The organism is Furfurilactobacillus milii, assembly GCF_009863985.1.
GTDB classification, from domain to species: Bacteria; Bacillota; Bacilli; order Lactobacillales; family Lactobacillaceae; genus Furfurilactobacillus; species Furfurilactobacillus milii_A.
The window spans coordinates 14,168-40,251 of record NZ_WEZT01000008.1 but is presented as its reverse complement, the minus strand read 5'-3'; the positions used below and the strand labels follow the sequence as shown (position 1 = coordinate 40,251).

General features: G+C 44.5%; 23 protein-coding genes and 1 pseudogene. 1 reads left to right on the top strand and 23 read right to left on the bottom strand.

From position 1 onward, the window contains the following. Positions 1-123: 123 nt before the first annotated feature. The 21 genes and pseudogenes from GB992_RS05780 to GB992_RS11995 form a co-directional block, all read right to left on the bottom strand. Positions 124-1,851, bottom strand: coding sequence for a phosphohexomutase domain-containing protein (locus GB992_RS05780; RefSeq protein WP_161001610.1), 1,728 nt, complete (start codon positions 1,849-1,851; stop codon positions 124-126). Between the two features lie 193 nt (positions 1,852-2,044). Further along, entirely contained in the window at positions 2,045-2,986 is a 942-nt protein-coding gene (gene trxB / locus GB992_RS05775) for a thioredoxin-disulfide reductase (RefSeq protein ID WP_017262166.1), read from the bottom strand. Between the two features lie 145 nt (positions 2,987-3,131). Then, a complete protein-coding gene (gene galU / locus GB992_RS05770) occupies positions 3,132-4,019 on the bottom strand; it encodes a UTP--glucose-1-phosphate uridylyltransferase GalU (protein ID WP_161001609.1) in 888 nt (295 codons plus the stop codon). 67 nt (positions 4,020-4,086) lie between these two features. Further along, complete coding sequence (locus GB992_RS05765; protein ID WP_161001608.1) at positions 4,087-5,103, bottom strand: NAD(P)H-dependent glycerol-3-phosphate dehydrogenase; 1,017 nt, start codon at positions 5,101-5,103, stop codon at positions 4,087-4,089. 31 nt (positions 5,104-5,134) lie between these two features. Then, positions 5,135-5,971, bottom strand: a complete 837-nt coding sequence (gene lgt / locus GB992_RS05760; RefSeq protein WP_161001607.1) for a prolipoprotein diacylglyceryl transferase — start codon at positions 5,969-5,971, stop codon at positions 5,135-5,137. A 3-nt stretch (positions 5,972-5,974) separates the two neighbouring features. After that, complete coding sequence (hprK, locus tag GB992_RS05755; protein ID WP_161001606.1) at positions 5,975-6,982, bottom strand: HPr(Ser) kinase/phosphatase; 1,008 nt, start codon at positions 6,980-6,982, stop codon at positions 5,975-5,977. A 195-nt stretch (positions 6,983-7,177) separates the two neighbouring features. Next, the gene (locus GB992_RS05750) at positions 7,178-7,528 is read right to left on the bottom strand and encodes a phage holin family protein (protein ID WP_017262161.1); all 351 of its coding nucleotides are present in this window, start codon (positions 7,526-7,528) and stop codon (positions 7,178-7,180) included. A 2-nt stretch (positions 7,529-7,530) separates the two neighbouring features. Next, on the bottom strand, positions 7,531-7,881 hold the full coding sequence (locus GB992_RS05745) for a PspC domain-containing protein (protein WP_161001605.1): 351 nt from the start codon (positions 7,879-7,881) through the stop codon (positions 7,531-7,533). 198 nt (positions 7,882-8,079) lie between these two features. After that, positions 8,080-8,766 (bottom strand): phosphate signaling complex protein PhoU, encoded by a 687-nt coding sequence (gene phoU, locus GB992_RS05740; protein ID WP_161001604.1) that lies wholly within the window; start codon positions 8,764-8,766, stop codon positions 8,080-8,082. A gap of 41 nt (positions 8,767-8,807) precedes the next feature. Continuing rightward, positions 8,808-9,566: a phosphate ABC transporter ATP-binding protein PstB gene (gene pstB / locus GB992_RS05735; protein WP_161001603.1), complete on the bottom strand. Its 759-nt coding sequence runs from the start codon at positions 9,564-9,566 to the stop codon at positions 8,808-8,810. 19 nt (positions 9,567-9,585) lie between these two features. Further along, complete coding sequence (gene pstB / locus GB992_RS05730; RefSeq protein WP_161001602.1) at positions 9,586-10,410, bottom strand: phosphate ABC transporter ATP-binding protein PstB; 825 nt, start codon at positions 10,408-10,410, stop codon at positions 9,586-9,588. Positions 10,411-10,429: 19 nt separating this feature from the next. Further along, positions 10,430-11,320 (bottom strand): phosphate ABC transporter permease PstA, encoded by an 891-nt coding sequence (gene pstA, locus GB992_RS05725; protein WP_161001601.1) that lies wholly within the window; start codon positions 11,318-11,320, stop codon positions 10,430-10,432. Beyond that, positions 11,320-12,240, bottom strand: a complete 921-nt coding sequence (pstC, locus tag GB992_RS05720; protein WP_161001600.1) for a phosphate ABC transporter permease subunit PstC — start codon at positions 12,238-12,240, stop codon at positions 11,320-11,322. The genes pstA and pstC overlap by 1 nt, the downstream gene beginning before the upstream one ends. A 25-nt stretch (positions 12,241-12,265) precedes the next feature. Further along, positions 12,266-13,144: a phosphate ABC transporter substrate-binding protein PstS family protein gene (locus GB992_RS05715; RefSeq protein ID WP_161001599.1), complete on the bottom strand. Its 879-nt coding sequence runs from the start codon at positions 13,142-13,144 to the stop codon at positions 12,266-12,268. Positions 13,145-13,387: 243 nt separating this feature from the next. After that, positions 13,388-14,761 (bottom strand): sensor histidine kinase, encoded by a 1,374-nt coding sequence (locus GB992_RS05710; RefSeq protein ID WP_161001598.1) that lies wholly within the window; start codon positions 14,759-14,761, stop codon positions 13,388-13,390. 3 nt (positions 14,762-14,764) lie between these two features. Continuing rightward, positions 14,765-15,457 carry a response regulator transcription factor gene (locus GB992_RS05705; protein WP_161001597.1) on the bottom strand — a complete coding sequence of 231 codons (693 nt, stop codon included), beginning with the start codon at positions 15,455-15,457 and terminating at the stop codon, positions 14,765-14,767. A 128-nt stretch (positions 15,458-15,585) separates the two neighbouring features. Beyond that, positions 15,586-16,702, bottom strand: a protein-coding gene (prfB, locus tag GB992_RS05700; protein ID WP_161001596.1) for a peptide chain release factor 2 whose coding sequence is annotated in 2 segments (ribosomal slippage) — positions 15,586-16,629 and positions 16,631-16,702 — 1,116 coding nt in all. Because the reading frame shifts where the segments join, the coding sequence is not laid out codon by codon here. A 91-nt stretch (positions 16,703-16,793) separates the two neighbouring features. Then, entirely contained in the window at positions 16,794-19,157 is a 2,364-nt protein-coding gene (gene secA / locus GB992_RS05695) for a preprotein translocase subunit SecA (RefSeq protein ID WP_161001595.1), read from the bottom strand. 209 nt (positions 19,158-19,366) lie between these two features. After that, positions 19,367-19,924: a ribosome hibernation-promoting factor, HPF/YfiA family gene (gene hpf / locus GB992_RS05690; RefSeq protein ID WP_017262149.1), complete on the bottom strand. Its 558-nt coding sequence runs from the start codon at positions 19,922-19,924 to the stop codon at positions 19,367-19,369. 174 nt (positions 19,925-20,098) lie between these two features. Beyond that, on the bottom strand, positions 20,099-20,809 hold the full coding sequence (locus tag GB992_RS05685) for a ComFC family protein (protein ID WP_161001594.1): 711 nt from the start codon (positions 20,807-20,809) through the stop codon (positions 20,099-20,101). After that, positions 20,794-22,131, bottom strand: a pseudogene (locus tag GB992_RS11995) (ATP-dependent helicase ComFA). The gene GB992_RS05685 and the pseudogene GB992_RS11995 overlap by 16 nt, the downstream one beginning before the upstream one ends. Before the next feature lie 84 nt (positions 22,132-22,215). Between GB992_RS11995 and GB992_RS05675 the strand changes: the two are divergent. After that, positions 22,216-22,860 (top strand): YigZ family protein, encoded by a 645-nt coding sequence (locus GB992_RS05675; RefSeq protein ID WP_161001593.1) that lies wholly within the window; start codon positions 22,216-22,218, stop codon positions 22,858-22,860. 302 nt (positions 22,861-23,162) lie between these two features. On the opposite strand, the gene GB992_RS05670 is transcribed toward GB992_RS05675, so the two are convergent. Continuing rightward, a complete protein-coding gene (locus GB992_RS05670; RefSeq protein WP_161001592.1) occupies positions 23,163-24,053 on the bottom strand; it encodes a phosphate ABC transporter substrate-binding protein PstS family protein in 891 nt (296 codons plus the stop codon). A 195-nt stretch (positions 24,054-24,248) separates the two neighbouring features. Then, positions 24,249-26,084: an APC family permease gene (locus GB992_RS05665; RefSeq protein WP_161001591.1), complete on the bottom strand. Its 1,836-nt coding sequence runs from the start codon at positions 26,082-26,084 to the stop codon at positions 24,249-24,251.

Sequence of the window (26,084 nt, the reverse complement as noted above, 5' to 3'; positions counted from 1 at the left end):
CACTTGAACTAATTAATCAACGACCATTAAAAATACATCATCAACAGACTGCCATTGAAAGATTCCGGGCTTGTTCGGATTAAACTTGTAATTTGCCATTGTCAAAGTTTGTATCTAGCAAAACTAGTCAGCAACAAAAGCATTGATGTCGTCAGCAAACTTCTTTAATTTGTCGTTTGCTTCATCCAAAGTGGTACCGTTCGTACCAATGTAGAATTTGATTTTTGGTTCGGTTCCTGAAGGACGAACAGCAATCCACGTACCATCCGTTAACCAGTACTTCAACACTTCAGCGTGTGGTAGGTCCAACTGTTCAACGTGGCCATCTGTAAAGGTCTTTGTGCCCTTAGCAATGTCATCGACAGCTGTCACATCGTAACCAGCGAAACTCTTTGGGGCAGCCTGACGGAACTTCTGAATGATTGCTTCGATCTTCTTTGGTCCTTCAATACCTTCAAAGGTTTGTTGAATCGTTTGCTCACGGAAGTAACCGTATTGCTTGTATAAGCCTTCCAAGCCATCGTATAACGTCTTTCCTTGTTTACGATAGTACGCAGCAATTTCAGCCAGCAACGTTAAGGCTTGAATAGCATCCTTATCACGAACAAATGGCTTAATCAGATAGCCGTAACTCTCTTCAAAACCAAACATAAACGTGTGACTGTTTGTATCCTGGAAGTTTTGGATCTGTTCAGCGATAAACTTGAAACCAGTCAACACATTGATCATGCCAACGTGGTAGCTTTCGGCAATCTTGGTGGCAAACTCAGTTGAGACGATAGACTTAACAGCCACCGCATTAGCAGGCAATGTACCGGCATTTTTGTTGGCTTCCAAAATATAATGCAACATCAATGCGGCGATTTGGTTACCGGTCAATAATTGGTAGTCGCCGTTTGGCAAACACACTGCGGTTCCCAAACGATCAGCATCTGGATCTGTTGCAATCAGCACATCCGCATTCTTTTCTTTACCCAATTTAATTGCTAAATCGAAAGCTTCAGAAAATTCTGGGTTTGGGAACTTAACCGTTGGAAAGTCACCGTCTGGCTCAGCTTGTTCCGGTACCGTGATGAAGTTTTTAAAACCAGCATTGCGTAACGCACGTTCACCAGGCATCCGTCCAGTACCGTGAAGTGGTGTGAAGACGAAGGTCATGTCCTTGCCTTCTTCAGCGGCCAAATCATGATCAACTGTGACAGTGGCGACGTTGTCCAAGTAAGCCTTATCCACGTCTTCACCGATAATCGTTTCCAACCCGTTAGCCTTTAATTCAGCTTCATCGGCAGTTTGGATAGCAAACAAATCAGTGACCTTACGAATGTAACTCGTGATTAAATCAGAGTCCTTCGGTGGCATTTGCGCACCGTCTTCACCGTAAATCTTGTAACCGTTGAACTGCTTTGGGTTATGACTTGCAGTAATCATGATGCCGGCAAACGTCTTTAAATGACGAACCGTAAAGGACAATTCTGGTGTTGGTCGTAAGCCTTCGAACACAAAACTCTTGATGCCGTGTTGGCCTAAAACTTTTGCGGCCTCGTGGGCAAACTCAGTTGAGTGATAGCGAGAGTCAAAACTAATGGCAACACCACGTTGCTTCACGTCATCGCCCAATGTATCCATATATGTAGCTAAACCTTCTGTAGCCTGGCGCACCGTATAGATGTTCATCCGGTTGATTCCAGGTCCCATGACACCACGCATCCCCGCAGTACCAAAACTCATTGGCTGATAGAAGGCATCTTCCAATGCCTCATCATTACCCTTTAAAGCTGTTAATTCTGTCTTCAAACTTGTTTCCAGGTTTTCTTGGTTATTCCAAACCTGGTAAGTATCTTTCCAATCCACAGTTGCATCTCCATTCATCTAGACCAAAGTCACAAATATACGTTAAGTATACCGCATTCATATTGTTTACGTCGCCCGTTCATCGGGCTTTATCAATCAAAATAAATAAAAAAAGCGTGCCTCACACAAAAAATTGCAATTTTGCAACTTTCTGTATGAAACACACTCCAATCGTTCACTTAAAATCAAATATTTAATTAACCGCAGCCTTAGCCTTTAAATCCTCCAAATATTGGAAAACCTGTTGGCCGGCAATACCGCCGTCACCGACAGCAGTCGTAATCTGGCGTAAGTCCTTTTCGCGAACATCGCCAATAGCAAAGACACCAGGGACACTGGTCCGCATCTTGTCATCAGTTGGAATCCAACCAACTTCGTTTGTAACGCCAAGACCAGCGAATGGTTCTGTCATCGGTACATTACCGACATAAATGAAGACACCATCGGCAGCCATTGTACTGGTTTCACCAGTTTGGTTGTTCTTTAATTCAACACCCGTGACTTTCATATCGTCGCCAACAATTTTAGTCACTTCCGTGTTCCAAACAAAATCCATCTTCTCGTTAGCAAATGCCCGATCCTGAGCCACTTTCTGGGCGCGTAACTGATCCCGACGATGAACAACAGTCACCTTATCAGCCAATTGAGTCAGGTAAATTCCCTCTTCAATAGCACTATCCCCACCGCCAACAACAACAACGTGTTTATTGCGAAAGAACGCACCATCACAGACAGCACAGTATGAAACACCACGACCTGAAAATTCAGTTTCCCCTGGCACACCAAGCTTGCGATATTGAGAACCCGTCCCAATAACGACCGCCTTAGCAGTGTATTCATCAGTGTCTGTCGTCACAGTTTTAGTATCACCATTGTCGACAATTTTTTCCACAGCGCCATAACCATACTCAGCACCAAACTGCGTGGCACCTTCATACATGGCGCTAGCTAGATCAGGTCCTTGAATGGATTTAAAGCCCGGATAGTTTTCAATTGCGGCAGTATTGTTCATTTGACCGCCATAAATTCCGCGATCCAATAGCAACACTGACAAGTTTGCCCGTGAAGCATACAATGCCGCCGTCATTCCACCAGGGCCAGCACCGATCACAATCACATCATAGTTTGTTGCCATATCGACTTTCCTCCTACCGCCTATCAATTTATCAATGGACACAGTCTACTATCTTTTTGTAAGTAATACAAGTCTTTTGCTTATACCCCCAGAGGTAAAAACGTGCTGACCCGATTAACCCAGCGTCAGCACGTTTGTGTGTTCATTATTTTGTGTTAGCTTTAATTTCGTCAGCCAACTGAAGCACGTACTCGCGCAGTTCGTCCTTCACGTCAGGGTGACGCAAACCAAATTCAATGTTTGTCTTAATCAAACCAAACTTGTAACCAACATCATAACGGTCACCTTTAAATTCGTGAGCGTAAACATGTTGCTTCTTGTTCAGCAAGTCAATGGCATCTGTTAATTGAAGTTCATCACCTTTACCATAAGGTGTTTGTTCCAAAGCTTCAAAAATTTCAGGTGTCAACAAGTAACGACCAATGATTGCCAAGTCAGAGGGAGCATCTTCTGGTTTAGGCTTTTCAACGAAGCTCTTAACTTGGTATAAACCATCAGAAACTTCCTTGGCTGGGTTGATCACGCCATACTTGTTCGTTTCTTCATGAGGAACACGCATAACGGCCAGAGTTGAATCACCAGTTTCTTCATAACGGTTGATCAGTTGCTTCGTTAAAGTAACCTTGTCTTCCATCAAGTCATCACCAAGTAAAACAACAAATGGTTCATCACCGATAAAGTCTTTTGCTGTTAACACAGCGTCACCTAAACCACGCATGTGGCTTTGACGAATGAAGTAAAGGTTGCTGTCGTTACTTGATTGGACGGCATGCAACATAGCGTCCTTACCCTTACTTGCTAAATCAGCTTCCAATTCTGGGGCTGAATCAAAGTGGTCTTCAATAGAACGTTTGCCACGTCCTGTTACGACACAGATTTCCTCGATGCCGGCCTTGTGGGCTTCTTCAACAATAAATTGAATCGTTGGTTTATCAACGATCGGCAACATTTCTTTGGCGATTGCCTTAGTTTCTGGTAAAAAACGCGTGCCATAACCCGCTGCAGGGATAATGGCCTTTCTAACTTTTTGCATAACAACAAATTCCTTTCGTTTTTCCCACGATAACGTGGTCTACTTTACCCCAGCCATAACCAACTTGCTAACCAATTTCAGCGCGACCTTCACGTTGCATCAATCCGGTAATGACTGAGCGAACTTCGGCTCCGTTGTAAAGAACGTCATAAATAGCGTCCGTAATTGGCATATCAACATGGCGTTTAATGGCTAGTTCGTGGGCCGCCTTTGTGGTAGCCACACCTTCAATTACCATGCCCATGGTATCAATGACTTCTTGTAACGATTTACCTTGACCAAGTTCATTTCCCGCACGCCAATTGCGTGAATTTGAACTTGTCGCCGTTACGATTAAATCACCGACACCAGAAAGGCCGATAAACGTTAACGGATTAGCACCAAACGATTGACCTAATCGACTTATTTCAGCTAAGCCACGGGTCATTAATGCAGCCTTCGCATTATCGCCATATCCCAGTCCATGTAAAGCACCGGCACCAATAGCAATAATGTTCTTTAAAGCGGCACCAAATTCAGCACCAATCACATCCGTATTAGTATAAACCCTAAAATATGAATTCATAAAGAGTTTTTGTGCTTTTCTCGCCGCATCCTCATTTAACGATGCGGCTGTTATCAACGTAATATCCTTTTTCGCAACATCTTCGGCATGACTAGGACCAGACAGAACAACAACCGCATCCCGATTAGCAGATGGAATCTCTTCCGTTAACATTTCTGAGACCCGTTTATATGTTTCTTGTTCCAGCCCTTTGATTGCGTGCACAATTGTTACTTTTTGATGATTAGCAATTATTAATTTAGCAGCCTGAGCACTGACCTCACGAATTGCCTTCGTTGGTACAACAAACAGAACAACAGATGCATCCTTGATTGCTTCAGCCATATCATCAGTCACCATCAGATTATGTTGGTATTCAAAGCCTGGCATATACGCTTGGTTTGTGTGGTGTTGATTCATTTCTTCCACCTGGCTGGCTTTATGAGACCACAGAGCAACGGTTTGCCCATTTTCCGTCAATAAGTTTGCCAGTACACTGCCCCAAGATCCAGCGCCCAGCACTGCAATTTTTGTTGTCATTAGTTTCTCCTCAATTTATTGCGAACATGAGTTATTTCTTTGCAACCGTCATTCCTGATAAATAAGATGGCACATTATGCTGTCGACGCCGAATGATCAACCAGACCCAAGCACCAACAAAGAGAACAACGGACAGCCATTGTGATACGCGTGCTGGGCCTAACATTAGGCTATCAGTCCGCATACCTTCCACGAAAAACCGACCAAACGCATACCATGCTACATAAATAAAGAAAACCTCGCCACGCAAATACAACCCCTTAATGTGACGCGTAGCTAACAGAAAGATAAAGCCGGCGATGTCCCATACGGATTCATACAGGAATGTCGGCGTACGATAAACGCCGCCAATGTCCATTTGTGTGATGATAAATTGTGGCAAATGCAAGGCATGCAGATGTGCCAATGTGGTTATTTTACCAAAAGCTTCTTGGTTCATAAAGTTGCCCCATCGACCAATTCCTTGCGCCATAATCACGGTCGGCGCTAACACGTCCAGAAACAGAAATGTCGGAATTTTACGCCAGCGGGTAAACAGAATCACCACAATAATGGCACCAATGAGTGAACCATAGATCGCAATACCACCATCCCAGATGGCAATGATCTGATCTAAATGATGTTGATAGTAGGACCATTGAAAAACAACATAATAGATACGTGCAGAAATCAGCGCAACCGGTAATGCCCAGAGCAAAAAGTCATATAGATCATCAGGATTAATCTGACGTCTGCGGGCTTCACGAACAGACAACCATAACGCAATGAAAACACCGGTAGTAATAATGACGCCATACCAATGAACCTCAATGGGTCCTAAATGCAGTGCGATTGGGTTCAACGCCCCAACAAGTGAAGTAAACGCCATGCTTTAATCCTTATCCTTAGTGGCCGATGCACTATCATCGGTCGTCTTTGCTTCATTTGCTGCCTCAGCAGCTTCATCACGCTTGGAGTTTTCCTGAATCAAACTGTTTAAATTGTCGTCGAATGTCTTTGTCGCATCATACCCCATAGAGCGAGCACGGAAGTTCATCGCGGCAGATTCAATAATGATGGCCAAGTTACGACCTGTCTTAACAGGAATTGAAATCATCGGTACCTGAACGTCGAAGATTTGGCGCTCATCATCTGCGTTGCCCAAACGATCAAATTGAGCATCAGGCGTCCAGTTTTGCAAATGAACAATCAGTTGAATCTTGGCCTGACTTCTGACCGCACCAGCACCAAACAGATTCATCACATCGATAATACCAATCCCACGGATTTCCATTAAGTGGTTTAAAATCTTTGGCGCCTCACCAACTAATGTTTGTTCATCCTGTTGATAAACATCAACCCGGTCGTCCGCAATCAGCCGGTGTCCACGACGGATAAGTTCCAAGGCCGTTTCAGATTTACCAACACCTGAGTCACCAGTGATAAGAACCCCAAGTCCATAAATATCAACTAGCACACCGTGAATCGATTGCCGTTTTGCCAATACGCCACTTAAGTAAATCGACATATTTGAAAGAATTCGCGATGACGTTTGTTTGGACCCCAACACAGGAATATGTTGCTCTGTTGCCGCCTGAATCAGCTCTGCCGGTGGTTCAATTCCAGTTGACACAACAAAACAAGGCGTTTTAGGATCTGCCATCTTCCGCATAATCATGAGTAACTCCTCATGACTCATCTTTTTAGAAAATGACGTTTCTGTAATCCCCAGTAACTGAATACGTTCCGGTGGATAATAGTTAAAATAACCAGTCATTTCCAAACCCGGACGTGAGATGTCCGGTGTCGTAATGCGGCGATCGTCCAGATACTCTTTACCATAATAGACGGTTAACCTGGTATTCTCTACCAGCTCCCGTATCGTTACACTGTCTGCCACGAATACTCCTCCTTAAATATGTCTCTACGTTGTTGCTCGAACATTCCCGGGCTTCGGCATCACTCTAAACGTGCACCTGTCGCCCAGAAGCCTGCGCATAACCCGTAAGTCGTTTCATTCGGAAAACCGCCGAATGCCAAGCCTTCCACGTTATTGCTCAACTTCTCTCAGGGCTTCGGCATCACTCTTCTATCATCACTCTTTACTAAAATACCCAGAAATGACGGCGTTACAAATGGACATAATAATCGCTGCCAACATTGCCATGCCGAAGTTGGCAATATGGAAATTCTGTGCGCCAACGAAGAAACTTGTCAGTTCCAACATCAGTGCATTTATGACAATTGAAAACAGCCCTAACGTTAAAAATGTTATTGGTAATGATAATACCACCAAGATCGGCTTAATGGCCGCATTTAAAATCGCCAACACTAAACTGGCGACCAACGCGTACCACACACTAGAAACCGCAAAACTATTGCGGAAAAATCCGGCAATCGCCATAAATAATAGTGCATCGACAATAATCCGTTGCCAAAACTTCATTTTTATTGTTTATCCCCTTTATTTTCATGCACGTCACGTTCTTCGGCATGGATTTGTTTTCGTGCTCGTGATCGAGAGGATTGTGAGGCACTCTGACCACTAAATAAGTCACCAAATAAGTTAAAAAATGATGCATCACTCTGCTGACGGTCATTTGGTAAAAACCACAGTAGAACACCATACAGAACCACCGCCACCAACGATATCAACCAGTGAGGCGGAATCGCAATAGCCAAAATAATATAAGCTATTCGCAAAATTGTTGGATTAATGTGCAAATACTCACCAATGCCACCGAATACGCCACCAATCCAACGATCCGTTGCTGACTTTGTCAATTTTCGTTTGCTCAAGCAGGTTTACCTCGCTTTCTGTTGTGTAACCTGAATGTCCTAATTTTATCGCAAACAGCGCACCGTGACCAATTTTTCAAAAGCCCTTAATAAACACTAAAACAGCTCACCCTCATTATCGTTTCTTCACGTTCCTGAAAACACGCGAATTCACTCAAAAGGGACAAGCTGCCTTTAATCAATTCATTACTAATTCAACTATTTATTTTCCGTTCCCGAATCGACATTCCGCGGATTTAATTCGACAATTTTACCTGTCTGAAGATAAATAATCCATTCGCAAATGTTGGTCACGTAATCGCCAATGCGCTTTAAGAACTGTGCTACGGACAGGTAGTCTGTACTGCCAATTACAACTTCGGGATCTTGTCGCATCTGATCGATACTTTCCATATAAATTAACTGATAATAGTCTGCAGCCTGTGCATCCACTGCAGCAATCTTGCGGGCACGACCATCATCATCTTTTACATAAGCGTCTAGTACATCTGCGACCATCTGTTGAACAATAGCGCCCATCTCTGAAATGTGTTGTTCCGTCGTAGCAACCCGTTTGTTTCCTTTGACCCGAATCGTTGAATGCGCAATACTGCGAGCGTAATCCCCCATTCGTTCCAGGTCAGAAACGGCCTTCAAAATCGTCACAATTTCCCTTAGGTCTGTCGTCACCGGCTGATACAAAGCAATCATTTCAAATGATTTCTTTTCTAGTGCGACTTCACGATCATTGATTAGATGATCATCATCAATGACTGACTGGGCGAGCGTTCGATCATGATTGACAAATGAAGTCACGGCTTTCCCAATCGCCTCAGAAACAAGCATGCCCATTTCTGTAAAACTAGTATCCAAATCATTCAGTTCATCATCAAACAACCGTCGCATAATGCCAACTCCTTTTCCAATGTTTGCTAAAGCGGTTTCGGTTAGCCGAAACGACCGGAAATATAATCTTGTGTTTGCTGTTTCTGAGGATCCATAAACATTTTTTTAGTATCGCTTACTTCAATCAGTTCACCTTGAAGGAAAAAGGCAGTTCGGTCCGCAATTCGTGATGCCTGTTGAAGATTATGTGTCACCGTAATCACAGTGTAATCATACCGTAATTGCAACAAAGTTTCTTCAATCACGTGACTAGACACCGGGTCGAGAGCGCTGGTCGGCTCATCTAGTAATAAAACATCCGGTGAAACGGCCAGGACTCTTGCGATGCAAACACGTTGCTGCTGTCCACCGGATAAAGCTAAGGCATTTTTGTGCAAGTCATCCTTCACTTCATCCCAAATGGCTGCCTGACGTAAACTACGTTCAACCGCTTCATCAAGAACTTGTTTATCACGTACGCCGGCCAATCGTAATCCATAAATTACATTTTCATAAATTGAAAATGGAAACGGATTAGGCTGTTGAAAAACCATGCCAACTTCCTTACGAAGAGCCACGATATCTGTATCCGGCGCATAAACATTTTGATTCTTAAACATCACGTTACCCGTAATGGTCACATCATCAATCAAATCATTCATACGGTTTAAGCAACGAAGAAAAGTTGATTTACCACATCCTGAGGGGCCAATGAGCGCGGTAATCCCTTTTTCTTGAAAATCGAGGTTGATTCCTTTTAAGGCTTCCTTTTTCCCGTAGAACAAATGTAAGTTATCCGTAGACATTATCGGTAGTGCCATTACACTGAGCCTCCCCATTTTAACCAAAGTTACCTGAAATATAGTCATTTGTGATTGCGACTTTGGGACGGGTAAAAATTTTGCGGGCTTCGTCGTATTCCAGCACCTTACCGAGGTGAAAGAAAGCGGTATAGTCGCTAATTCGCGCGGCCTGCTGCATATTGTGCGTCACAATAATGATGGTATATTTTTCCTTAAGTTGTAACAATGTGTCTTCAATCTGTGAAGTGGCAACGGGATCCAGTGCACTGGCCGGTTCATCCAGCAAGAGAATGTCGGGTGCCATCGCGATGGCACGGGCAATACATAATCGTTGTTGCTGTCCACCGGATAAAGCGAGTGCGCTTTGATGAAGTTCATCTTTGACCTGATCCCACATAGCAGCCTGACGTAACGATGTTTCTACGATTTCATCAAGGCGCTGCTTGTTCCTGACACCGCGTTGTTTCAAAGCAAAGGTAATATTATCGTAAATGGATTTGGCAAACGGATTTGGTCGCTGAAACACCATCCCGATATGACGACGCATTTCATAAACATCGATTTGATTACTATTAATGTCCAAGTCACGGTAACGAATTTCGCCCTCTACTCTTGCTATTCCGTCATTCATGCGATTAAGCGAGCGTAAAAAAGTAGATTTACCAGACCCGGATGCACCAATAAGGGCAGTGATTTTATAGCGTTCAAATTGTAAATCACCCTCTGTCAGTGCTTCGTTATCACCATAAAACACGTGCAAGTTATGTGTGGATAATGCAATTTCATGCGTTGCTTCATCAAAATGATAAATATTACGTAATGGTGCATCTGCTGATGCATTGATCTTTTCACTCATCCTCATGACTCCCTTCGGACGTGTTTTAGTTGGTTGAGGACGTTAATCGATGATATAAGCGACGACCGAGCCAGCGTGCCAAGAAGTTAAATAACAGTACTGCCAGAACCAGAACGGCCGAAGAACCTGCAGAAACTGCGCTCGCGTCTGGCATAATGCCTTCCGAATTAATTTTCCAAATGTGCACCGCCAACGTTTCGGCCGGACGCATCGGGTTTAACGGACTCGAAATATTGAATGGGTTCCAGTCGCCAAAGTTTAGTGCTGGTGCCGATTGTCCTGATGTGTAAATCAAAGCAGCCGCCTCACCGAATACACGGCCAGCACTGAGAATAACACCGGTCAGGATGCTGGGAACGGCCGCGGGCAAAATAACGTGGGTAACTGTCTCCCAGCGTGACAACCCCAAGGCCAATCCAGCTTCTCGTTGAAGATTAGGAATGGCAGCTAACGAACCTTCAATGCTTCGGGTCAGCAACGGGAGGTTGAAAAACGTCAAGGCCAAGGCACCTGATAAAATTGAAAAGCCCATTTTCATGTGGACAACGAAGAGTAAGAACCCAAACAGACCAACCACTACTGATGGCAAAGAACTAAGAATTTCAATAGCGGTCCGAATAATCGTTGTTAGCCAGTTTTGTTTGGCATATTCGTTGAGGTAAATACCGGCCCCAAGTGCAATTGGAAACGAGATCAACATGGCCAAAAGTAATAAATAGAATGAATTAAATAATTGAATGCCAATCCCCCCACCGGCCGTAAAGGCCTTTGCCGTTGTTGTCAAAAATTGCCACGTCAGTTTGGGAAAACCTGAAATCAAAATGTATCCAAGTAGAAAAGCTAGAATTAAGATGACCGAACCCGCAATGGCGTAAAACACTGCTGTTGCAATTTTGTCTGCCGTTTTTGCATTCATTAGCGGAGTTCCCCTTTCCGTCCAATAATCCGAATGATAACGTTAAAGAACAAAGACATGATCAATAGAACTAATGCTAATGACCACAAAGCGTTGTTTTGCAAACTGCCCATAACCGTATTGCCAATGCCTTCCGTCAAAACAGAAGTCAACGTGGAGGATGGTGACACTAAATTATGCGGTAGCAGTGTCGCATTACCGACTACCATTTGGACAGCCAGTGCTTCGCCAAATGCCCGTGCCATCCCAAAAACAATCGCTGTTAAAATACCAGGTGTCGCCGCACGGAGAACTACCTTATGGATTGTTTGCCAGCGAGTGGCGCCTAGTGCTAACGAAGCTTCCCTGTAATAACGTGGTACCGACTTGAGTGTATCGGCCGTCATCGAAGTAACGGTCGGCAGAATCATTACGAATAGAACAAAAGTCCCTGAAAGAATCCCAAAACCACTGCCACCAAACACGTGGCGAACAAATGGGACAACGACTGACAGTCCGATAAATCCGTAAACAACTGAGGGGATTCCTACCAGCAGTTCAGTAACCGGCTGCAAAATCTTGGCTCCGTTGCGTGGCGCAATTTCATTCATAAACACTGCCGTTCCAATCGCAAATGGTGTCGCCACTAGCGCCGATAACAACGTAATTAAAAACGATCCAACAATCATCGGTAGTGCGCCGACCTCAGGCTTTCCATTAGCACCTTTGACAGACGGATCCCATGTTTTTCCGCTTAAAAAATCCCCCACGTTGATGTGGTTTTGAAAGAATGTCGCTAACCCCTTAGCAGCCACAAACCAAAAGATAGCAATCACAACCACCAGAATTAAAATTAGCGCTAGGAAACTGATAAAGCGGCCTCGTCGTTCACTACGTGTCGCCTGCGATGTTTGTTGCAACTTCTCTTTTATCTTATCCATGCCGTTTGCTCTCCTTCATTCCTAACTAACGAATCACCGTAACCCGACCTTTTACATCTCTTTCCACATGCATTTGAGAAATACTGATATAACCTAACTGTCGTACTAATGTTGACTGAATTTTTGGTGATTCAATGTAGTTTAAAAATGATTTTGCGACGCCTTTGGGACGGCCATTCGTATACATGTGCTCGTATGACCAAACTTGCCACTTGTTAGACGTGACGTTTTGATTTGTCGGCGCCACACCGTTGATTGCAACCTTCTGAACTGTTTTATTAGCGTAAGAAAACGCGACATAACTAATGGCCCCAGGTGTTGTGCTGACAATGGATCTCACCATCCCAGATGAATCCTGCTCTTGAGCTGTTTTCACGCGGTGACCACGTAACGCCCACTTTTCGAATGTCGCCCGTGTACCAGATCCCTGGGCTCGGTTCACAATCGTAATTGGGACATTTTTGCCACCAAGTTCTCGCCAGTTTGTATACGTACCATCGAAAACCTTTTGCAACTGCGCTGTGGTTAACGTTTTTAGGCCAACTTCCTTATTGATAATCGGAACAATTCCGACAACGGCAACACGATGGTCAACTAAATTATGTGAATGAATGCCTGACTGCTCTTCGGCGAAAACGTCCGAGTCACCAATTGCGACGGCTCCCTCTTGGATTTGACTCAATCCAGTTCCTGAACCACCACCTTGAACATTAATAAAAACGCCGAGATGATCACCACTAAATTGTTCACCAGCTGCCTCAACCAGTGGTTGCAACGCGGTTGATCCCACCGTTGTAATTGAACCGCCTGCTGAAGAACGGTTACGTGTTTGGTAACCCAATCCTAATAGTCCGCCAACGGCAATCAAGAACAAGGCCACACCTGCAATGCGTCGTTTGTTCATGCTGTCCCTCCTAAAAATGCCAAGCTTCGGCACCACTCTTTTAAACGTGCACCTGTCGCCCAGAAGTCTGCGCATCACGCTTTTGCATATACTCAGTGTATCGAATTGATGTAAAGGACTCTTGGTCAGCATGTAAAGGTTGTGTAAAGACGTTTACAAAAACAGCGTTTGCCCCAGCATCAGTCTTTTTCAATGACTGTATGCTAGCGCAAACGCTGTTTTCAAATGATTATTTAATGCTAGTTACTTAGGAAAACTAATTGTCATGGTCGTCCCGACATCTAGTTGACTCTTAACGCTTACTTCACCCTTTAATAGGGTCGCCAACTCCTGGACAATCGCCAATCCCAGGCCAGTACCTGGAACACGTTGCTTTGTCCGGGATGGATCCCCCCGGTAAAAGCGTTCAAAAATTCGGCCTTGTTGTTCTTCCGCGATGCCATAGCCAGTGTCCTGAACACTAAGTTGCCACCCATGCAGAGAAGTTGCGGTAAACATAATGTGAATCTCACCACCGGGACGATTATATTTAACCGCATTAGAGATCAAATTCTTAATGATTTGTTCTAACTTCGTAACATCTGTCTCTACCATGGTTTCTTCTGGAACCTGATTAGTGACCTTTAAAGTACTCCGCTGAATAGACTGAGCTTGTAACGTTAGCTGTCGATCAACTAGCTTGTGCAAATCAACTTTAGTTAACGTAGCTGTTTGGCTCACAGGATTCTGCAAACGTGAAACGGATAAAACATCTTCAATTAGGTCCATCAATTGATGGGCTTGTTCATCAATAATTTTAAGAAATTCATCCCGCTTTTCCGGATCATCTTTAGCTCCTGCCAACAATGTTTCTGTAAAACCAGCAATGGCTGTTAACGGCGTTTTCAACTCATGTGAGGCATTGGAAACGAAGTCTAACTGCATCTGCTCGATTTGAGTGACTTCCGTAAGATCGTACAGCAAAACGAGCACTTGCTGATGGTTTGGCCGCGGTTCCGTATAGATGGTTGAAACCTCAAGTGTTCTAGGCGATGTCGGTAAGTGTAACGTCAATGTTTGTCGTATATTACTGTGATCGCGCATTGTCGTTTCAATTTGAGTCATTAAGTCATACTGCCGCACATCTGCCGTATACAAATGCGCTTGCGGGTCCGTATTGATTTCTAGCAACTGAGCCGCCATCGGATTCAATAATTGTGTCATCCGATGACGATCAATCACAATAACACCCACTGGTAAATACTCAAGTAAATTATCGAGTTCATTTTCCTGACGTTGGAAAACGTGGCTCTGATGACGTAATTCGTCAGCGGCCATGTTGATTGCTTGGGCCAAATCGGCATAAGCATGATTGTCAGGTAAAATAATCCGTCGTGCATCCTTTGGGGAGCTCAACCGTAAGACTTGCGTTGTTAAATCACTGACCACACGCTGCTGGTTGGCAATTAACCACGCAATAATTAACGTTTCCAAAACCATCGCGCCAAAAACAATGACCACGACGATCATTTTTAAACGTGATTCTGAAACGTGACCAATAACGCCGATCAGCAAAAATAATAGCCCTAAATTGACGACACCTGCAATAAATATTAAACGTCTGCCTAAAGTTCTCATACGCTATTCACCAAATTGATAGCCGAAGCCACGAACGGTTTTTAAATACTGTGGATGTTTGGGATCCGGTTCAATCTTTTCCCGCAGATGACTGACATGCATATCGACCATGCGACTATCACCTGCGTAGTTGAACCCCCAAACACCATTCAATAACGTATCGCGATCCAACACTCTGCCCTGCCGTTCGGCAAAATAATCTAACAGTTCAAATTCTTTGGGTGTCAATGCAATCGGCCGATCATCCCGTTTTACCTGCAAGCGGTCTTCATCAATCGTTAACGCACCAACTTGAACTAGTCGGTCGGGTTCTTTCTGAGTGACCGCTGTCCGCTCACTACGGCGGGTGACCGCCTTAATGCGTGCCAACACTTCGCGTGGTGAAAATGGCTTGGTAATATAATCATCCGCACCAATTTCGAGGCCAAACACCCGGTCAAATTCTTCACCCTTGGCCGTGACGATAATAATCGGTGTTTGAATACCATCTCGACGAACCTGTTTTGTCACCTCAATACCATCTAATTCTGGCAACATTAAATCTAGTAGCACACAAAAGTAACCACCTTCGCGAATCTTTGCTAAGGCTTTTGGACCATCTGTGGCAATCTCGACCGCATATCCTGCTTGTTCGAGATTGTACTGTAGCAGCGTTACAATACTCGGTTCATCATCGACCACCAGAACTCGTTTCATGGCTATTTCCTCTCCAAATTGTCAATGTCTGTGTCAAATGTCAGGTGCAGTATATCATATTAAACTTTGAAGTCGTCTAACAAACACGACGTTTGACAGGCATCACAACAAACGCGTTTGCATTTCGTCTAATCAGGATTTTTCTGTTTCAGATTCCATTGTAAATAAGCATCAATAAACGGATCAAGATCGCCATCGAGCACCGCTTGGGCGTTACCCGTTTCATAATCTGTTCGGTGATCCTTCACCATCGTGTAAGGCTGGAAAACGTAAGAGCGAATTTGTGATCCCCAACCAATCTCAAGCTGAGTCCCTTCCAGTTTCGCCTTTTCTTCGGCCTTTTTTTGTTCCTCACGTTCATATAACTTGGCCTTTAACATGGCCATTGCAGTGGCCTTATTTTGAAACTGAGACCGCTGCGCCTGTGAAGAAACAGCAATCCCTGTGGGAATATGGATCAAACGCACGGCCGATGACGTCTTATTAATGTGCTGACCACCAGCACCACTTGAACGGAAAACTTCCATCTTGATGTCGTCAGGGTTCAGATCAACCTGGACGGAATCATCCAATTCTGGCATAACATCAACACTAACAAACGAGGTGTGTCGCCGACCGGCTGAATCAAACGGTGAGATCCGCACAAATCGGTGCACGCCTTTTTCACTCCGTAAATAGCCATACGCATTTGTTCCACTAATGAGCAACGTTGCGCTGTTTAAGCCGGCAGTGTCACCTGCTTGGTAGTCAACAATATCGACATTGAATTGATGCTGTTCGGCCCATCGCGTGTACATCCGCATGAGGTTTTGACCCCAATCTTGTGATTCCGTACCACCAGCACCGGGATGAATTTCTAAAATGGCATTATTACCGTCATAAGGCTGATCCAATAGCTGTGTCAGCCGGTATGACTGCAACTTTTTGTCAGTGGTGGTCATTTCTTCATCTAACTGAGCTGCCATTTCAGGATCATCGTCTTCTTCCAATAACTCAATCGTCACTGCAAGGTCCTCTACGGCCTGGTCAAGCTCCATAAATGTGTCGTGCTTTGCCTTCAGCGCATTATTGTCATCAATAACTTGTTGAGCGGCCACGTTATCATCCCAAAAATGTGGCTCCGCCATTCGTGCCTCGTTTTCAGCGATACTTTGGTTCAAGGCATCGAGGTCAAAGTGACCCCCTAAAGTTCGTGATTTGTTGTTGCATATCGGCCAAACGTTGGCGTGCCTCTGCTAATTCCATATGCTCACTCCTTATCTTTGTGTAATTAATGAATGAAGGACTGTCATACCTGTAAACAAGGTGAGACAGTCCTTCTAAGTGTTGTTAATTATTACCGTTCCATATTTTGACGAATTTCACTCTTCATGAACAGACGGGTTGCGTCGTATTCAATATCGGAAATCATTTCTTCAAACATGGTAAACGCATTACTTTGATATTCAATCAACGGGTTCAACTGACCATAACCACGCAATTGAATGGACTGCCGTAGTTGATCCAACGTATCAATGTGATCTGTCCAGTGAGAGTCCACACAACGCAACACAACCACCTTTTCAAATTCAAGCATTTGACTAGGGTCATAAAGTTGCTTTTGCTTGTCCTTGTACACAGTTTCGGCTTGATCCATTAGATATGACTTGATTTCATCAGCAGACTTACCTTGTAAATCATCCTCTGAAATCGCATCATCATTAACCATTGCTGAACGGGCAAAGTCGACAATACTGTCAAGTTCCCACTTCTTTTGGTCACCATTAGTATGCATGTCAACAATCCGGTTAACCGTTCGTTCAATCATCGGCATGATCACCCACTTAAGATCATCAGGCTCATTGATAACTAATTGCCGTTGCTTATAAATAACTTCACGTTGCTCACGCATAACATCATCATATTGCAGAACATTTTTACGTGAGTCGTAGTTGTTCCCTTCAACACGTTTCTGGGCTGATTCAACCTGGCGTGTAATGAGTCGACTCTTAATTACCGCATCGTCATCTTCCACATTCATCCGTTGCAAGATAGCCTTAACGCGATCTGAACCGAACCGTAACATTAAGTCATCTTCCAGTGACAGATAGAATTGTGAAAAGCCAGGATCACCTTGACGACCAGACCGGCCACGAAGCTGATTATCAATCCGTCGTGACTCATGTCGTTCAGTCCCAATAACGGCTAATCCGCCAACTCCCTTAACACCAGGTCCAAGCTTGATATCCGTCCCACGACCGGCCATGTTGGTGGCAATCGTTACGGCACCCTTTTGACCAGCATTCATGATAATTTCGGCTTCACGCGCGTGATTCTTAGCGTTCAAAACATTATGGGGAATGCCCAACTGGTCCAATTGATGTGACAAGTATTCAGAAGTTTCAACGGCCACCGTCCCAATTAACATGGGTTGACCCTTTTTGTGAAGTTTAACGATCTCATTAATAACCGCGTTAAACTTACTCTTCAAACTTGGGTACAGTAAATCAGGCTCATCCTTACGAATAACTGGCCGGTTGGTTGGAATTGAAATAACTTCCATGTTATAAATCTCACGGAATTCTTCCTGTTCCGTCTTGGCTGTCCCAGTCATCCCTGAAAGTTTGTTATACATCCGGAATAAGTTCTGATACGTGATGTTGGCCATTGTCTTGGTTTCTTCTTGAATGTCCACATGCTCTTTAGCTTCCAGAGCCTGATGCAAACCATCTGAGAAACGACGGCCTTCCATAATTCGACCAGTAAATGAATCCACGATCTGAACTTCGCCGTCTTGAACCACATAGTCTTTGTTGTTAAACATGATGTAGTTAGCACGTAAAGCTTGATCCAAATGGTGAGTTAAAGCTGTATTTTCAGTGTCATACAGATTGTCCAAGCCGAAGTATTCTTCTGCTTTACGGTTTCCTTCATCCGTTAACGAAACCGTCTTGGATTCCAGGTCAACCTTATAATCACTCTTTTCACGCAGCGTTTTGGCAAACCGATCAGCACGTTCGTACAAATTCGTATTGCCAGCTGAACCACCTGAAATAATCAATGGCGTCCGTGACTCATCGATCAAAATGGAGTCAACTTCATCAATAATGGCGAAGTTTAAGCCACGTTGTACTTGGTCCTCTTTGTAAACAACCATGTTATCACGTAGATAATCAAACCCAATTTCACCGTTAGTGGAATAAGTAATATCAGCGTTGTAGGCTTCCCGTTTTTCTTCGGCCGACTTCTCAGAGCCGTTAATGCCGACACTCAGACCAAGCCAGTTATACAGTTCACCCATTTCAGTAGCATCACGTTCTGACAGGTATTCGTTAACCGTAACAACGTGAACACCATCACCGGTCAAGGCATTAAGGTAAACAGGCATGGTCGCCGTCAACGTCTTCCCTTCACCGGTTTTCATTTCAGCAATATCCCCATTATGGAGCACGATGCCCCCCATAATTTGAACGCGAAATGGGAACAAACCTAAAACACGTTTGGCCCCTTCACGTGCTACCGCAAATGCTTCAGGTAATAAGTCATCAAGACTTTCACCCTTTTTGTAGCGTTCTTTAAATTCAGGCGTCTTAGCCTGTAAATCTTCATCACTTAATTTTGCGTATTCATCTTCGTAAGCCATCACCTTATCAGCTGTGTGACCTAAACGCGTAACTTTCCGGGCATCAGATTCAACCCAGCGTTTTAATACATTTGGCATGTTGTAACTTTATCCTTCCCTAAAAACGCGTTAAACGTTGCAACTAGTGCAGTCTATCAGATATTCATTCTATCATTTAAGCTTCTCATTGCAAACACATTCAGCTCAAACCAGTCAGAAAAAAGCCAAACAAAACCCACCGTTGCGGATGCTGTCCATAACGGTGGGTAAGGTAAACAAAATTAAATTATTCGATGATTGTGACGGCGCTAGTCATTTGAACCAGCTTGAAGTAAACCATAACGACCGTCATTACGACGATAAACAACATTTACTTCATCCGTCTCTGCGTCCTGGTAAATGAAGAAGTCGTGTCCCAACAGATCCATCTGAAGAATTGCTTCTTCATTGTCCATTGGTTTCAACTGCAAACTCTTGGTCCGCACAACATCAAACCGCGTTTCTGGCTGAGTTGGTGTTGCTTCTTCATCTGGACGGAAGTCTAAGCCCTTGTAGCCCTTTTCACGGGACTTCCGGTTAACCTTTGTCTTGTACTTCCGAATTTGACGCTCTAGTCGATCTGACATGGTATCAATACTCTTGTACAAGTCATCAGAAGTTTCCTCTGCCCGTAATGTTAAGTAAGGCAATGGAATGGTGACTTCCGCTTTAGCGGTCTTGTTGGGATAAACGCGCAAGTTTGCATGCGCAATGGCGCTAACATTTGGCTCTAGATAACGACCAATCTTAGTCACCTTTTTATCTACGTAGTCCCTGAGTGCATCGGTTACAGAGATGTTTTCTCCACGAGTTTGTACATCTAACATAAAACTTCGCTCCCTTCCGAACTAAGTTCCCGCTATGCGGGGGCTTTTAGATTCACATGTGGACGACGCCATCCAAACATGAATTGATTTCGATAGGACCACTCTATCTCTATCTGTAGTTTCATTATAACCAACCCGCTTCAAACTCTCAACGGATATCCCTCTTAAAGACTGTTATCTTGCTAATGTAAGCCCTATCATCGAAACGACTTCAACCGTTTGCAACGCCTGTGCTGCAAAGTGTAGCGTTCGGCCAGTCGTATAGACATCATCAAAGATTAAAATTTTATTGCCATGCAATTTTTCCGCATAGTTCGGATCAATTACGAACGGTTGGGTACGAGTCATTCGGTCTTTTCGTCCTTGCTTGGATTGCTGCTGTTTGTCATGTGTCACCACTTTAAGTGCAGGACAAACAACTGGAGAATGGCGATTCTCCACAACCAATTGCAATAACTCGGCTGCTTGATTAAACCCGCGGTGGTCAAACGTTGTGTCTGACACTGGCACTGGTATCACAACATCAACTTGAGCCGCATCAACTGCCAGTTGTACAACATGTTGGAAAACCTTTGCTAATCTCAAATCGCCATTGAATTTATACTGATGCATGTAGTCATGCATGACCGGCGTGTATTGAAATAAACCACGGTTTTTGATCTTCAATGTGTTCGGCATTAAGTGCCAGCGTTGGCAATCTTGACAAATCTCCTGATTTTCCTGATTTCGGCCACATTGAGGACACGCTTTTGATTCACGAATAACAGTAAAAGTAGCCTTACAATTTTTACAAATAACATCGTCCGTCACTTTTCGCCAACTTAATAACGCACGAATAGTCAGGCTCTTAGATAACATCTTTTGGCACATCAGGCATGCCGCCATTCGGGTAACCGCCTTCCCTTTTGGTTCACAACTTGAATCTGACGGATTGCCTGGCGCAGCGTAAGCGTTGTTTGTTCAATCCAATAAATAACTGTCCCGTCCGGTGCGGCAGCGTTTCTGCCTGCTCGACCGGCAATCTGTACTAATGCGGCCGTGGAAAACACCGCATCATCAGCGCCCAGCACCAATACATCGATGTCTGGAAACGTCACTCCCCGTTCTAAAATGGTGGTTGTCACTAAAAAATCCACTTTTTTTTGACGCATTGCAGCCACTTTTTCAACCCGTTCTCCATCTGCCGCATGAACAGTGACAAACGACGCTCTGGGTGCAAAATGTCCAATAGCTGCCGCAACATCCGGCAATTGTGCCACATGTGGGACAAATAGCAAAAAACGTTTGTGCTGACGCAGGCGAGCTGTAATGGCAACCTGCAGGCCTGCCGGTAATCGTCCACGTTGCAATTTTTCACGCCAGTGCCACGCTCCTCGACACTGAATTTCAGGAAGCAGATGACCATGAAATCGTAACGGTAAGTAACTCATTGTTAATTGCCGCCTAGTCACTGCGTGCATCAGTTCAGTCCCCGGTGTGGCTGTTAGGTATAGGCAAGCACCATCAGGTTTAATGGCTTGATCGACGGCAAACATTAATTGCTTGTTTTGTGCAAACGGAAAGGCATCAACTTCATCAACCACTAAAACATCAAAAGCATGATAAAATCGAAGCAGTTGATGCGTCGTACACACAGTAAACTGACAGTATCGATAATGTTCGGTTTACTGGCCATGAAGCAAAACCATCGGCGTGTTTTTAAATGCTTGTTGAAACCGTGGGAATAACTCAATACACACGTCTACTCGCGGTGAGGCAACCGCCACCCGATCACCGCGTTTGAGCGCGTCTGCTAATCCTAAAAACAGCATCTCGGTTTTGCCCGCTCCCGTAACTGCCCATAATAAGTGGCGCTGACGTTTGCCGAAGACGCTCTGAACATCCTGCGCACAAATTTGTTGTAATCGCGTCAGTGATCCCGCCCACGTCAGTGTGGTCGTTTGTGGTGGAAATGCATTCGGTTCAGGGATGGTCAACAACGATTGTCGACTCGTAATCCGCCCCAGAGCCAAGCAACCTAGACAGTAGTAGCCGCCTGCTGGCAATGCCACATGAGCTTTTTCAAGTTGCTGATGGCATCGTTCACAACGAACCCACCGGCCACTAATCGTCATTGCAGGTCGTGACACGATTCGCGGATCTGTTGGTTCAAAAGTCGGCGGCAATTGTGTAGCCGTTAATTGACGGCCAAATAACTCTTCATTCATGATTCATCCCCGCTTTTTAAGCATTATCTCGTTCATAACCTTACATACGTATTTTTAAGCAGATTTATTTGTTGGAGGACAAAAATGTCAGAATTTCCTTTTCTTTCCCTTGCCACCGCTCACGAAGCTGAACAAACCATTAAAAAATCGCGTTTTATCGGTTATGCTGCGCCAATCACAACCGAAACCGATGCAACAAACATTCTGGATCAAGTCCAGGCACAACACGCTAAGGCTAATCACGCCGCCTACGCTTACGTAGCTGGCGATCACGATGAGTTAACCCGCCAAAGCGACGCTGGTGAACCTGTTGGGACGGCCGGATCACCGATTCTAAATGTCATCCAGCAACAACATCTGCATAACGTCATTATTGTCGTCACCCGTTTCTTCGGCGGCATCAAGCTGGGCGCTGGCGGCCTCATTCGCGCGTATGGCAGTTCTGCAAGTTTGGCTATTCAAGATGCTCCAATCGTCGAGCGGAAAATTTTAACACGATATGAGATCACCTTGGACTACAAACAGGCTGAACCACTAAATACTTGGTTGGCTGATCGCGTCGACCACATTGTTGGAACCGACTACGGCGTTGCTGTTACAGTTACGGTTCTTGTTGGTACAGATGATATTCAGTTTGCCACTGAATTGACGAGCAAAACGAACGGTCAAGCACAACTCAAGAAAATCGACGAAGAATTCGCAGAAGTTCCTTATGCTGTGTCCAAATAATGCCCGTAAGGCCTCGATTAAAATACATTTAACGGCTAAAAATGATACTGGGACATAACGCCTCAACTCAATTTCTAATGAAACGTCAACAGGCAATTTTTCTTCAACCGCAAAGGGTCATGCGGATGAAAAATTGACGTAAACGCGGGACATAACACTGACTTTTGCTCATCTAACACGAATAAGGGATTCATGGGAAAGACACCCATGAATCCCTTATTCAAGTTACCTGAGAAAGCCAAAACGTGTTATGTCCCGCTTTTATTTTTAATCTTTAAAAATATACTTTTTAATTCGCTTTTCTAAGCACCTTTGTGCATGTTACCGTTCACATCACGGCTGACATGCATACTCGTCAGTGGGATGTAGCCAAGCTTTTTAACGAGGTGCTTTTGAATAGCATCGCTCGTCATAAACTTGATAAAGGTCTTTGTGGCGAGGCTAGCCTTACCTTTAGTGTACATGTGTTCATAGGACCAGATTTTCCAGTGATTATCAGCAACATTCGCGTCCGTTGGCTTAACGTGGTCGATACTGAGGGCTTGCATGTCCGGCTTAATGTATGAAAAGGCGAGATAGCTAATGGCACCAGGAGTCGTTTTAACAATCTTTTGAACAGTCCCGTTAGAGTCTTGTTCTTGACTCTGGGCAGCTTGTTGACCGTCCAGTCCGAATTTTTCAAACGTTGCGCGTGTACCTGATCCCTTAGCACGATTGATAATGACAATTTTCTCGTCCTTGCCACCAACTGCTTTCCAGTTGTCGATCTTACCAGTAAAAATATCCTTCAACTGTTGTTTGGTCACATTCTTCACATTCGTATCAGGATTTACTACTGGCGCCATCCCAACTACTGCCACACGATGGTCGACCATTCCGGCGGTATTAAGACCTTTTTGCTCCTCAGCAAACAGATCAGAGTTGCCAATGTTAACTGCACCTTTGGATACCTGACCTAGTCCGGCACCGGAACCGCCGCCTTGTACATTAATGGTGACACCTGAATGATCATCCTGAAATGTTTGTCCCGCCTGTTCTACTAAAGGCTGGAGTGCAGTAGATCCAACCGCGACAACCTTGCCAGAAATCTTCTTATCTGCACTCGCAACGTTGGTATGCTTAGCCGACTGACAACCTGCCAAGGTAAATACCAAGCTCAATCCTAGGACGCTCACTAAAGCTGCTTTTTTCATAATCTAACCCCCACATTTTTTGAGTAACAACCTACCTTACCCGTTGAATAAAGCATAGCGAATCAACGTAAAAGCCTCATGTATGTGTTGTATAGATTGTGTAAAGCTTGCGTAACGAGCCTCGACACATGTGCCAATAAAAAAAGATCCTATTCAAATTTCGAATAGGATCTTCATAAAACAAAATTTAGTTAATTACTGTTTCAAATGGTAGTTATACGTGGAGACAATGATGTTTTCACGCGAATTCAGCACTGAGCGCAAACGTAAACTCGTTTGGTTATGCAGAATGTTTTGCCACGGTCGTTTAGGCACGAACTGTGGTACCAATACCGTAGTACTGTAATTTCGCTCGGCCGCACGTTTGGCAATAACATCACAGAACCTTAGCACAGGCCCAGAAACAGACCGGTAAGATGAATGGATATCCACAAACCGGACATTCGGGAAGTCGCGCTTAAATTCAGTCACCGTCTCACGTTCCTTACCCGGGTTCTGGTCAAACGAAACGTGCATCGCAATGACATAATCCCCAATGGACTCAGCGTAATCAATCGCGCTCTTAGTCACCCGTGTGACGTTTGAAACCAACACGATGACAGTCGCCCCGTCATAGTGGTGTGGCTTTGTCTCAACGTTAGCCGCAACTCGCAACTGTTCAGCAACAGTCATGTAATGTGAATGGATCTTGTGGAACATCCACATTAGCAACGCCATCACGATTGGGTAAGGCCAAACATTACTAAACCGAGTAACAAACAAGAAGATGGCAATGGCAGCTGAGATAAAAGCACCGACAAAGTTGATAAATGCTTTCCCTTGCCAGAAGCCTTCACGTTCACGCCGCCAATGAATAATCATCCCTGATTGTGATAGAGCAAACGGCACGAACACACCAACCGCATACAGTGGAATCAATAGCGTTGTTTGCGCATGGAAAATTACAATTAGGGCAATGGCACCTGCTGCTAACGTAATAATCCCGTTTGAATAACCCAACCGGTCACCACGGTCCATGTAAGCATGTGGTAAGTTTTTATCCTTAGCCAAGTTAAAGGCTAAGATTGGGAAGGCTGAAAAACCGGTATTGGCCGCAACCGCCAAAATCATGGCCGTGGACGTTTGGAACAAGTAATACAGTAATCCATGTCCGAAGACGGTAACACCAATCTGAGACAAGACCGTTTGAGTTGCCATTGGCTTAATCCCCAACCAGTAGTTGATGAACGTGATACCGCCAAAGAAGAACGCCAAAATGGTGGCCATGATAGCCAGTGTCCCTGCAGCATTCTTTGTCTTCGGTTTCTTGAAGTTTGGCACCGCATTACTAATGGCTTCAACACCAGTCAACGATGATGACCCAGAACTAAAGGCCTTGATGAACAGTAATACCGTCATCCCTTTAACCGGCGCCCCCACAGCAGCTGTAGCGTGATAAACAATGCGACCTGTGGCAATATTAAAGATTCCCACAGAAATCATTAACAGAATCATCACGACGAAGAAATACACCGGTACGGTCAAGAAGTTTGCTGACTCACTCATCCCACGCAGGTTGAGCGCCATAACAAACAACACAATCACAATAGAAATCCCAACTTGATGATTGTACAAGGCTGGAATTGCCGACGTAATCGCTTCAGTCCCTGACGTCACAGAAACCGCCACGGTTAACATATAGTCAACCAGTAACGAGCCACCAGCGACTAATCCAGCCGGACGACCCCAGTTTTTAGTAGCAACCACATAGGCCCCACCACCCGAAGGATACGCATGGATAATCTGTTGATACGATAACGTAATCGCCAACAGTAAAATGAGCACAATCCCAGCAATTGGCAGGGAGAACCAGATTGCCGCAGCGGATAATGTTACCAACACCGTGGTAATCTGTTCAGTCCCATACGCCACTGAGGAAAGTGCATCTGATGAAAGCAAGGCCAATGCCTTAAATTTAGTCAGCGATTGTCCGCCTTCATCTAAAGTTTTTAGCGGCTTACCAATTAATAGTCGCTTCAAATAGCGCCACAT